The 10844-nt window shown below is 54.1% G+C and carries 10 protein-coding genes and 3 pseudogenes; 2 read left to right on the forward strand and 11 right to left on the reverse strand.

The genetic code is table 11. The features are described from left to right. Positions 1-13 precede the first annotated feature (13 nt). The 3 genes and pseudogenes from HV261_RS00120 to HV261_RS00130 all read right to left on the reverse strand — a co-directional run. Positions 14-3187 (reverse strand): efflux RND transporter permease subunit, encoded by a 3174-nt coding sequence (locus tag HV261_RS00120; protein WP_009652455.1) that lies wholly within the window; start codon positions 3185-3187, stop codon positions 14-16. Continuing rightward, the gene (locus HV261_RS00125; RefSeq protein ID WP_009652401.1) at positions 3187-4401 is read right to left on the reverse strand and encodes an efflux RND transporter periplasmic adaptor subunit; all 1215 of its coding nucleotides are present in this window, start codon (positions 4399-4401) and stop codon (positions 3187-3189) included. Before HV261_RS00125 ends, HV261_RS00120 begins: the two co-directional genes overlap by 1 nt. A gap of 546 nt (positions 4402-4947) precedes the next feature. After that, a pseudogene (locus tag HV261_RS00130) lies at positions 4948-5073 on the reverse strand (hypothetical protein); the annotation flags it as partial. A 272-nt stretch (positions 5074-5345) separates the two neighbouring features. On the opposite strand from HV261_RS00130, the pseudogene HV261_RS00135 reads away from it, so the two are divergent. After that, positions 5346-5732 (forward strand): annotated as a pseudogene (locus tag HV261_RS00135) (transposase); the annotation flags it as partial. Here the strand turns inward: HV261_RS00135 and tssB are convergent. The 5 genes and pseudogenes from tssB to HV261_RS00160 all read right to left on the reverse strand — a co-directional run. Next, positions 5730-6034: pseudogene (tssB, locus tag HV261_RS00140) on the reverse strand (type VI secretion system contractile sheath small subunit); the annotation flags it as partial. The pseudogenes HV261_RS00135 and tssB overlap by 3 nt on opposite strands. 734 nt (positions 6035-6768) lie before the next feature. Beyond that, a complete protein-coding gene (locus tag HV261_RS00145) occupies positions 6769-7374 on the reverse strand; it encodes a DUF2913 family protein (protein WP_023336638.1) in 606 nt (201 codons plus the stop codon). 76 nt (positions 7375-7450) lie between these two features. Next, complete coding sequence (locus tag HV261_RS00150; RefSeq protein ID WP_009652434.1) at positions 7451-8017, reverse strand: UCP030791 family putative phage-derived protein; 567 nt, start codon at positions 8015-8017, stop codon at positions 7451-7453. 75 nt (positions 8018-8092) lie between these two features. Next, a complete protein-coding gene (locus HV261_RS00155; RefSeq protein ID WP_009652429.1) occupies positions 8093-8509 on the reverse strand; it encodes a putative zinc ribbon protein in 417 nt (138 codons plus the stop codon). Further along, entirely contained in the window at positions 8497-8916 is a 420-nt protein-coding gene (locus HV261_RS00160) for a putative zinc ribbon protein (protein ID WP_016154451.1), read from the reverse strand. The genes HV261_RS00155 and HV261_RS00160 overlap by 13 nt, the downstream gene beginning before the upstream one ends. Positions 8917-8988: 72 nt before the next feature. Here HV261_RS00160 and HV261_RS00165 point away from each other — a divergent pair, with 72 nt between their 5' ends. Beyond that, positions 8989-9168 carry a hypothetical protein gene (locus HV261_RS00165; protein ID WP_131334065.1) on the forward strand — a complete coding sequence of 60 codons (180 nt, stop codon included), beginning with the start codon at positions 8989-8991 and terminating at the stop codon, positions 9166-9168. A 37-nt stretch (positions 9169-9205) separates the two neighbouring features. On the opposite strand, the gene HV261_RS00170 is transcribed toward HV261_RS00165, so the two are convergent. From HV261_RS00170 to HV261_RS00180, 3 genes are all read right to left on the reverse strand, one after another. Continuing rightward, a complete protein-coding gene (locus tag HV261_RS00170; protein ID WP_009652493.1) occupies positions 9206-9445 on the reverse strand; it encodes a helix-turn-helix transcriptional regulator in 240 nt (79 codons plus the stop codon). Between the two features lie 152 nt (positions 9446-9597). Further along, complete coding sequence (locus HV261_RS00175; RefSeq protein ID WP_016154452.1) at positions 9598-10167, reverse strand: inovirus Gp2 family protein; 570 nt, start codon at positions 10165-10167, stop codon at positions 9598-9600. A 171-nt stretch (positions 10168-10338) separates the two neighbouring features. Next, the gene (locus HV261_RS00180) at positions 10339-10707 is read right to left on the reverse strand and encodes a hypothetical protein (protein ID WP_009652475.1); all 369 of its coding nucleotides are present in this window, start codon (positions 10705-10707) and stop codon (positions 10339-10341) included. Positions 10708-10844 lie beyond the last annotated feature (137 nt).

Below are 10844 nucleotides of genomic sequence, written 5' to 3' on the forward strand. Positions count from 1 at the left end.
CTCTCTCCGCCCGTCATGGCCGTGAATCACTGATTGCCCGCTGTGCCTGCTTGATTTCCCGGCGAATAACCAGCTTACGGACCACGACATAGAACACTGGCGTCAACAAGAGTCCGAACAGCGTCACCCCCAGCATCCCGGCAAACACGGCAATCCCCATGGCATGACGCATTTCCGCACCGGCACCGCTCGCGATCACCAAAGGCACAACCCCCGCAATAAATGCCAACGAGGTCATCAGTATCGGGCGCAGACGCAGGCGAGCGGCCTCCAGCACGGCAGCCAGAGGATCGACGCCTTCACTCTCTCTGGCGCGAGCGAACTCGACGATCAGGATTGCGTTTTTCGCCGCCAGTCCCACCAGCACCACAAAACCAATCTGCGTGAAGATGTTGTTATCTCCATTCGATAGCCAAACCCCGGCGATCGCGGAAAGTAATGCCATTGGGGCAATTAACAGCACCGCAAACGGCAGCGACCAGCTGTTGTATTGTGCGGCCAGGATCAGGAACGCCAGGAACACCGCCAACGGGAAGATATACAGCGCCGAGTTGCCAGTCTGCTTCTCCTGGTAAGTCAGATCGGTCCATTCGTATGTCATTCCCTCAGGCAGCGTTTCACTAACGATCTTCTCAATAGCTGCCGTTGCCTGTCCGGAGGAGTAGCCAGGCGCTGCGCCACCGGTAATATCCGCCGACGGATAACCGTTGTAACGCATAACACGGTCTGGTCCAGAGGTACGGGTAATGTTCACCAGCGTTCCCAGTGGGATCATGTCACCCGCGGCATTACGCACTTTAAGCAACCCGATATCTTCAGGCTGCATACGGAATTGCGCATCCGCCTGAGTGATCACCCGATACGTACGACCGAAGCGGTTAAAGTCATTTACATACAGCGACCCCAGATTCACCTGCAACGTATCAAAGATATCGGTCAGTGCGACGCCCTGAGACTTGGCTTTGACGCGGTCGATATCAACCTGCAACTGAGGTGCGTTGGTCTGGAAACTGGCCATCATCCCTGCCAGTTCAGGAGCCTGCATGGCCTTCGCCATAACCATCCCTTGAACACGGGTCAGCTCTTCAAAGCCAAGCCCTGCCCGGTCTTCGATCTGGAGTTTAAATCCTCCCATGCTGCCCAGCCCCGGTACCGGTGGTGGCGGGAAGATCCCGACAAAACCGTCAGGTATCTGGCTAAATTTCCCCATCAGGCTACCGGCAATAGCCTCGGCAGACAGCGAAGGATCCTTACGTTCACTGAAGGGTTTCAGCATGGTAAACATCAATGCGGAGTTAGGCATGTTAGGGCCGTTTACCGACAACCCAGGAAACGCCACGACGCTTTCCACTCCAGGTTCCGCCAGCGCAATTCGGGACATCTCTTTCACTACGGCTTCCGTGCGATCCAACGAGGCGCCGGAAGGCAATTGAGCAATCCCAACCAGATAGTATTTGTCCTGAGCGGGCACAAAACCGTTAGGAACCTGCTGGAACCCCAACAGTGTCAGGCCCAGGAAACCGGCATACAGCACCAGCACGATGATACTGCCGCGTACGGCCCGGCGGACTGCGCCAACGTAGTTGTTCGACAATCTATCGAAGAAAGCGTTAAAGCGACGGAAGAAACCACCGAATACGCGATCCATGATGCGCGTCAACCTGTCGGCCTGCGCCATATCCTGATGGGGTCTAAGCAGAACCGATGCCAGCGCCGGCGACAACGTCAACGAGTTGATCGCAGACAAGATCGTCGAAATGGCGATGGTCAGCGCGAACTGGCGATAGAACTCCCCCTGCAATCCTGACAGGAACGCAGAAGGAATAAACACAGCAGCCAAAACGGAAGTAATGGCTAAAATAGGGCCAGTCACCTCGTCCATGGCCCTTCTTGCCGCTTCTTTCGGAGAACGGCCCTGTGCAATATGCCGTTCGACGTTTTCAACCACCACAATGGCATCATCGACAACGATACCTATCGATAACACCAGACCAAACAACGACAGCGTGTTGAGCGAAAAGCCGAACAAATACATGAGGGCGAAAGTACCGACCAACGAAATAGGTACCGCGACCAGAGGGATGATCGAAGCCCGCCAGGTTTGCAGGAACAGCATCACCACCAGTACCACCAACACCGTCGCCTCCAGCAACGTCATTGCCACTGATTTCAACGAGGCGCTGACAAACACTGTCGGGTCATAAGCGATACGGTATTCGATACCTTCCGGGAAGTTGGCCTGCAGCCTCGCCATCGTCGCCCGAACCGAGGCAGAGACGTCCAGCGCATTGGCGCCTGGCGTCATAACGATGTGCATACCCACGGCATTTTTATCGTCCAGCAGGCTGCGCAGGGAATAGTTGTCCGATCCCAATTCCAGACGCGCAACATCGCGCAGGCGGGTAACCTGCCCGTCAGCGCCAGCTTTGATCACGATATCGCCAAACTGCTCAACGGTGGTCAGACGCCCCTGGGCATTGATACTGACTTCGAAGGCAGAGGAGCTGTTCGGCTGTTGACCGACAGAACCGGCCGCGACCTGGACATTCTGCTCACGAATTGCTGCGGTCACATCACTGGCCGTCAAACCGCGGGAAGCGACTTTGGTCGGATCCAGCCAGACGCGCATCGCGTATTCACCCTCGCCCCCAAGCGTGACGCTGGCAATACCTGGCAAGCGTGATAGCTCATCACGCACGTTCAACATGGCATAGTTGGAAACATAAAGCGGATCGTAGCGATCGCCCTGTGCAAATATATGCACAACCATGAGGATATCCGGTGACGTTTTCTCCGTCACGACACCGATCTGCTGCACCTCAGTCGGCAAGCGCGGCAAGGCCCGAGAAACCCGGTTCTGCACCTGAATCTGCGCAATATCGGGGTCGGTTCCCTGCCGGAATGAAATCGTCAAGACCATTCGACCGTCGGCAGACATCTGGGAACTCATGTACAACATGCCTTCCACCCCGTTGATTGCCTGTTCCAGTGGAGCAGCAACGGTGTCAGCAATCACCTTAGGGTTAGCACCAGGGTAGCTTGCCGAAACCTGCACGGTAGGCGGTGTTACCGATGGGTATTCACTCAGCGGAAGCTGAAAGAAAGCCAGAGCGCCAGCTATCAGCATAAACACCGATAACACAATCGCGAAAATAGGCCGCTGGATGAAGAAGTGTGGGAATTTCATTATTGGCCTCCCCCTTCAACGGAGCCGGCTTTTTCCCCCTCGCTAACCGACGCGCCAGAAGCCTGCATCGGGGTCAAACGCGGCGTCACCGCCATACCGGGACGCACCAGCCCCTTGATAATAATGTTCTCACCGGCTTTCAGGCCACTCTTGACCACGCGCAAACCATCAACCACCGCGCCCAGCTCAATCGGGCGATACTGCGCCTTATTATCCGCACCCACCACCAGGACATAGTTGCGTCCCTGATCGCTCCCTATCGCCTGATCGTCAATCAGAATCGCCTGATGTGCCGCACCGGTGGCCAGCTGCACGCGGGCAAAGGCACCTGGCGTCAGTTTCCCATCGTCGTTAGGGATTACGGCACGTACCCTGACAGTACCGGTACTACGATCGATCTGATTCCCGACAAAATCGAGCGTTCCCTGATGCGGGAAACCTTTTTCTGTCGCCAGCCCAACATGCACGGGTAAACGCTCTTCCACCTTGTTAACTGCGTCAGGACGTGCCTTGCTGACTGAATTAAGGAACGTCGCTTCGTCAATATCAAAGTAAGCGTATAGCGGATTGACGGAAACAATCGTTGTCAATAGCGTCGCAGATCCCGTACCACCGCCGCTGACCAGATTTCCCTCAGTCACCAGCATGCGATCCACGCGGCCGGTAATCGGTGCCACCACGCGCGAATAAGACAAGTCCAGTTTCGCCGCCGCAACCTCGGCCTTTGCAGCCTGCACCTCAGCCTGACGAGCATGACGTGTAGAAGCGGCGTCATCGTAATCTTTCCGGGATACCGCGCCATTGTTCACCAGCCGACCAACTCGTTCAAAATCGCGATTGGCCTGGATAGCCAGCGCTTCTGCCTGCTTGAGTCGTGCTTGCGCGCTGTCAAGAGCCACCTGGAATGGACGAGGATCAATTTGGAACAGCAGCTGCCCCTGACGCACCATGCTGCCTTCAGGTACGCTGACAGCGTCGATGGTACCGCCAACGCGTGGGCGTAGCTCTACGGTTTTTGGGGCCGCCAATGAACCGGTAAACTCTGCCGAAGGGACTATCTGACGCGAGAGCACTTCGGCTACGGGAACCTGGGGAGCCATAGGTGCGGCCGCTGCGGCCGGCTCATCGTTGCCGCCACTATCCCGGGCAAACGCAATCCCGGCAGTGGCGATGATTGCGGCCGACACAATCAGAACCCCAATTTTCATTTTCATAACAGTGATCCTTGCATACGCCACAGGCAGCCCCGGCCCATCCGAAAACGGCGCTGTAGCAATTTCTTACAAGGCTAAAGGTTGATGTTACTGGAAGGTCAAGCACACCAATTAAAAAAAATGAAAAACATCCAATCAGGCTTAATTAATATTTAATGTGTAAGCGTTAAACGAGCGCCGTATTGACGATTATTTATCGGGAAGAACCACGTTCCATGGAAGTAGTTCGGCCACTTTGTTGCTGGACTACTCCGGTAGTATGCTCAAGATATGGCGAAGGTAGTGACCCATGCAGCAATTGAGCTCACCGCTGAAGACTCACGCCAGACCTTCCCCCTTCTCCCGGGATAGCCGCCTGCGGCAGCATGTCATTCGTCATCGCGCTGCCAACCTGACCATTCAGAACCAGCGGCACAACATGCCGCATTTCTTTACGCAACTGGCTGATTTGCTAGCGCGGGACCAGCAGATGATTGGTAGGTGCTTGGCTGTCCGCGTGTCTCCGGGGTCAGACACTGACCTTTACTGACAGCTGGCGGCCCCCATTAAGGTCGGAACCACAGTACTTGGCGGGCTGTGCTGCAGGCGCTGATACTGCCCCAGTACCAGTTCGGCGCTGTTCAGAACATTTAGCATCCAGAACGGGGACATGTCTGCCATGCGCTCGTTACTATAGGGCAGGATCGTCTACCGGGGTGGGGTCAGTCCATCAACGGCTCGGAAGTGTCTAGATTACCCGTGGCGATTCAAGAAGGTTGAATATGATTCCCGACTCATTAATGGAACGCTGCATGATGTTATGCATTACGGGTTGACATTACGATGTGACGGGCCGGGTTAGCTGTATGGAGCCTGTACACAAGTTTGTGTAATTGCCTGATTTTGATATGTTCAATTCAACATCAAAAGCAGGTTACTTTATGGACGAAAAACAGTTGTAGGCTCTGGCTAACGAACTGACCAAAAATCTCAAAACCCCTGACGATCTCAACCAGTTCGATCGCCTGCTGAAAAAAATCAGCGTTGAGCGCCGCCTCAACGCCGAAATGCTCCATCACCTCGGCTACGGTAAACATCAGTCTAAACCGGGTGCCAACTCCCGCAACGGCTATTTCACAAAAACCGTTACCACCGGCGATGGCCCGCTGGAACTGCGTACGCCGTGCGATCGTGACGGCTCCTTCGAGCCCCAACTGGTGAAGAAAAACCAGACCCGGATCACCGGGATGGATAACCAAATCCTGTCACTGTACGCCAAAGGGATGACCACCCGTGAGATAGTGGCTGCGTTCAAAGAGTTGTATGACGCGGATGTCTCACCGACGCTGGTAGTCCTTCATGCTCCGGAAGGTCAGACTGATGTTGTCTTCACTGCCATCATCAGCAAGCGTGTTTTTAACGGTAAGATTGACTTTTGGGGAATATTCAGAAATGACAGAATCACAATTATTTTTATTCAAATCAACTTTTTTGCGCTCAGACAAGGGGCAGACTCCTGACCATTACTGAAGTCGCCCGCCACGAGCAATTTCAGGGGGAGCTCCGTTTTCTTGCTCGCACCACCGGTATGCAAATCAAGTTTTAAATTAATACGCGCTTTAGGGATTTCGGACTGAAAGGAAGAATTAGACATGGCTGTCCCTGTTCTATGGAGTGATAGAAACGGTCAATGCCAGTGAAAAATAAATAAGAAAAAATTACCCAGCCAGAACAACTTTCCGGTTCGCGTCATCCGACGTAAATAAAAATCCCGGAACCAAAAAAAGCGGGCGCATTCCATCCACCAGCATGTCGACACTGTATTTTCTGGGTATTTGTCTGAAATGAAAAATTTCGGATAAGGCCCAATGGCTGGAGTTTGGGAACGTTCCCTGCCAGATCGAAAATGAAAAAATGTAACAAAGATTTACATTCCTGGCTTTTAACAAAAAAATATCATCTTTCTGATTTATAAGAATTTTACACCATAACCCTTCAGGCCCCGCGGGATAAGGATGCACAGAAAATGATCAATTTGGCTTAGGGTGTATATTTGTACAAAATATCACCAGTCACGTGAAATATCTGATTTTGTACTTTTATCAGAAATTGAGAAGCTGGACGTGACTGAGCATGTGAAAAACTGGCGACAGTTTCAGGTTTCCATCATTTCTTATTATTCACGTAAACCGGGCTTATTTATTTTTTTCAGATTAAAGGAATTGCAACGCCCGGACTTTACGCATATCTCATACCTGTACCAGCGATATGAATATCTCAGCCGCCGGTGCATTAGCGCGACCAGGAACAACACCCGTTCGGTTTACAGAAAGACAGACGTGGACAGTGATGAGCTTTGCTGCGGGTTGAGAACGGTTGTTTTACTGCTCAAGGTTGTAACACGATCCGATTCGACTCCAGCATGACAGCCGACAGTGTATGAGCCGCAAAAACAGCCATACAGGCTGACAAGTCGCCATTCACAAGAAACTCAACCGGCGCAACGAGTTTCCCTCCATCCGAAAATCCGCAGGTCAGTGCCGACTTCCTTACCAGCAGTGCATTCGCATCGCTGTATTCCAGGACCAGAAGCGTTTCATTGTCCCAGTCCCTGTCACTCACCGCTGCATTGACCCAGCCCCGCGATTTAAGCTGTTCAATTGCGTACGTCAGCCGATACAAATCCGACTGCGCTGACACCGGTCCGGTGCACGAAGACCACAGATATTCCAGACGACTGAATAAGCTGGCGGCAAGGCCTTTGTTACGCCCCAGCGTCAGCAATCCCTCAATATCAGATGCGATTGCACGTGGAAACCGTTTTTGCTTATACGCCACCGTTAACCAGCGCAGTATAAATGCATGCGTGCTGAGTGGCGACAATGCCTGACCATCCTGCTGAGCGGTACGTAAGGCGACAAGGGCGCACCAGGCGAAATGCGCAAGTGCTGTGACGGTTTGTTCCGGGGGTAAGGTATCGTGAGCTTTTTTCATTCAGGGATTATATCGGCGCTGCAGACACCGGGGAAGACCTGGATAACTCCCCCATTAATTAGAGAAGCTATTACTTTCACGGACAAATCATCCCCGTTCTGGCCGTTGCTATTGGCTCTGACATGGCCTTAACATGCACGGTAAGCTGGTTAAAGGGTGTTGCGAAGACTCCCTGAGCGACGCGGTTAATAATGATCTGCGTCATACTCGTTACGCCGTCAGTGCAGGCGGTACCGGTCACCTTTTGCCATGCGTCGGCGATGATGGCGTTAAGCCCCGGAGGCGCACTGTCGGTCAGTTGCAGGTTTCGCCCTGTACCCAGCGTATCGAGATTGAGCAGCAGCACCATTTTGCACTCCGGTGCGCTGGCCGTCTCCCATATCCAGCGTAACAGCGTCGGGAGTGAACGATGTCGTGCCTGCTGACGCTGGCGCGAATATTCGCCGGTGCGCTGCCAGACTTCAGAGTGAAAACGCAGAATCAATGACCGGTATTCGCTCATGGCTTCACGATACGGTAGCGCCAGCGTAAAGCTGAATGCCGCCAGTCGCGGGTAATGGTCAACGGCCTGTTGCAGAAATGCACGCGTGCTGACGGCATCCGCGCTGACAGCATCAGACGCCCGTATGTAAGAATGATTCATAATGCAGACTCTCTTTAGGTTAAATCAGGGAGGACACCGCCTCTACGGCGGTATCTGGTTCATAAAGACGGGGAACTATCTGGTACTGCAGCAGTAGTTTCTCTGCCAGTGCGCTTCTTCGATGCTGTAGATACCAGTCAGACACCGGGGACAGTGCTTCACGCCCTGGTAATGGTCGCCGCACCACACGCAGTACCAGGAGAGCACCATTACCGTCGCTTCCAGCCCGTTGATGAGACTGCGCAGCTTTCGGTGCCGGGCTTCGGTTTTCACTTCCGGGTCAAGGTGGGCGCAGGCCATCAGCACATGCCGGGCCACGCTCTGCTGGTCATGTTCAAACCACGGCGGCTCCCCGTATGTCCCCGCATGGAGCACCAGTCGACAGCCGCAGGACGCGCAGCTCCATATCTGCCCCGGCGCACTCACGGCCTCCCCGGCTGTCGCGAAGTGGCCTTCGCGGTCATTGGCCAGATAACATTTCAGCATGCGCATGCCGTCACTTCCTCTATCCGGTTGGTATCAGCACGCACATCACTGTGCTCGCCCGTCCGGCAGGTGAGGCAGTAGCGCTCACCGTGGTAATCACTGCCGCAGCCGTGACAGTGCCAGTCTGCGTAGAAAACCAGGGGACGGGCTTCCGGTACATAAGACTGCAGTTGCCGGATATGGCGGGTCTCCCTCACCCCGGGCTTTACATACGGGCAGTGCTGTCGACCGTTCTCCGAAAGCTTTGCTGCATGATGTTCAAACCACGGACGTTCGGTGTCGTATTCAGGATGGTACTGCAGGGCACTGGCACACAGATGGCAGCTGTAGCGGTCATACGGCGCGGTCTGCGCGGTTATGGCTCCCGTGAGACGGCCGTTGCCGTCCAGAGCCATAAACGATTTTGCATACATAGTGGTACTCTCCTTACCGCCAGACGACACGCAGGCGTCAGCCGTCCCGGTACGGGCAGCGTGGCAGGGTGAATGGCGGTTCAGTTATGCGTTAGCGGGTCGGTACGGTTGGTGGTCGGCACCGGAATACAGAAAGGTTACGGTTGCGCAGGTGCGTCGGTGGGTCTGAAACAAACGGGACAGGGTCTGGCGCCACAGTACTGTCGCCGGCAACGGGGACACGTCCAGCGAACCGGGATGGCCTGTGGCTGAGTGCGGCGTCGTTTTTCCATTCAGATATCCTCCCTGCTCAGACGCCACGGGAATCAGCAATACGCTGCTGCATCCAGGCTTCCACCTCGCTTCTGCGCCAGCGGGAGCTGCGCCCCAGCTTGATGGGTTTCGGAAACAACCCGTCGCCAATCAGTTTGTAAAACCATTTGTCGGTCATCCCGGTAAACGTGGTGATAAAGGTCATGTCGATAAGCGGGTCCTGAGCTGAAAGCAGTGTGTCAGGGCTGGCATTAATATTCGTATTCAACGTGGTCATGGTATTTTTCTCCCTCTGAGGATATGGCTATCGGGAGACGTCCGGTGGTGGTTGAATCATGGGGTTACCGGTTCGCCTCAGAGGATAGGGGAACGTTGTAAAAAATTACCCGGCCCGCACAATCAGGCCTGATGAATCGAGATATGTCTGGCTCAGCCACGGCTGCAACCGAAGTTACGCTCACCGTCACCGGTGATTTTGGTCTCCAGCTTGGCTAAATAGGCCGCCTGCGACAGGGCCTGTTGCAGTTGAGCACCATCGCCACGTGTCAACCATGAGACTGGACTCGCCGGGAAACGAGCCAGAACGGCATGCGCCTGTGCATCCACCTTCAGGGCGCTGCACCACGCTTGTTTAATCATACCTGCAAGCGAATCCGGGTCTTTGTAATCTCCCGGTCCGCACCACGTATCGCGGTTCAGCAACAGCACCGCGTGGTAATGCTTCTTCCCTTTGATTTCACCAAACTCCCGCGCCCAGATAAAACGCAGCGTGGTCGGCCAGACGCGTTTGCCCTCGCGACGTTGACGCGTCTGAAGGGCATCAATCCGGGCTTTCAGGGAATCGGTGAAGCGGGAGATAACAGCAGCATCGGTGGCCGCTGGCGTATCCGGCAGACGGAGGTCAACACGCAGGGCCAGTAAGCGGGTGTAAGCGTTAAGAGCGCAACTGAAGGTATCAGCGATGCGTTGCTGCCAGTAAGGGTCGTATGTGTAACTCATTAAAATGGACTCCGGTGGGTTATCGTTCATAACCATTACCGGTGCTGTTAAAAAAAACTTATTGCCTTCAGCGAGTCCGCCAGTCGATCCCTCAGAGACGGCTGGCTTCAGTAAAATATCGTGGCTGGCAGAATGATTGCGTAAAGGGTAATCGCCTCTCAGAAATCGGTTCTAATGCCGGGTGACCCGAAGGCTGCGAAAAAACAGTCTTCCCGTTAGACGATGGCGGGTACGCTTGACATAAGCGGCGTCAACGAGTTCATCGGGTGGCAAATCACGGGTGATATTACAAATCGTCGCCAGTGCTGTATCGGAGAGTTTAAAACTCCGTGACAAGGCGTAGTAATCCCCGGTTTTTTGGTTACTGATGTTATCGAATAACGCTCTGAAGAAATCCGTCTGTGAAGGTCTGCGGGCGTTGATAATTGCCTCTGTCGCTTCATCCCTGAATGTTACCTCCACCTCTTCCATCCCCAGTGAGCGAATGATCCCGGCAATGTCAGGCCAGTAGCGAAGATCGAAACTGTTAAGTCGCTGCAATTCTGGCTTACAGAAGCAGCTGAAGATTGCGATGCCCTTGTATTGACCTGGACCCAAAATAGGTTGTGGTTACCCTGAAAAGCAAATATTACCCCAGAGGGATGTATATACCCGGGGCAAGAGCCCCTGTACCAGTC

The organism is Citrobacter sp. RHBSTW-00671 (assembly GCF_014103415.1).
In the GTDB taxonomy this organism is placed as follows: Bacteria; Pseudomonadota; Gammaproteobacteria; order Enterobacterales; family Enterobacteriaceae; genus Citrobacter.

Coding starts and splice junctions, on each gene's coding strand:
- HV261_RS00150 (WP_009652434.1), bottom strand. CDS start 8,017: ATGAATCATTCTTACATACGGGCGTCTGATGCTGTCAGCGCGGATGCC.
- HV261_RS00120 (WP_009652455.1), bottom strand. CDS start 3,187: ATGAAATTCCCACACTTCTTCATCCAGCGGCCTATTTTCGCGATTGTG.
- HV261_RS00155 (WP_009652429.1), bottom strand. CDS start 8,509: ATGCGCATGCTGAAATGTTATCTGGCCAATGACCGCGAAGGCCACTTC.
- HV261_RS00160 (WP_016154451.1), bottom strand. CDS start 8,916: ATGTATGCAAAATCGTTTATGGCTCTGGACGGCAACGGCCGTCTCACG.
- HV261_RS00145 (WP_023336638.1), bottom strand. CDS start 7,374: ATGAAAAAAGCTCACGATACCTTACCCCCGGAACAAACCGTCACAGCA.
- HV261_RS00125 (WP_009652401.1), bottom strand. CDS start 4,401: ATGAAAATGAAAATTGGGGTTCTGATTGTGTCGGCCGCAATCATCGCC.
- HV261_RS00175 (WP_016154452.1), bottom strand. CDS start 10,167: ATGAGTTACACATACGACCCTTACTGGCAGCAACGCATCGCTGATACC.
- HV261_RS00165 (WP_131334065.1), top strand. CDS start 8,989: ATGGCGGTTCAGTTATGCGTTAGCGGGTCGGTACGGTTGGTGGTCGGC.
- HV261_RS00170 (WP_009652493.1), bottom strand. CDS start 9,445: ATGACCACGTTGAATACGAATATTAATGCCAGCCCTGACACACTGCTT.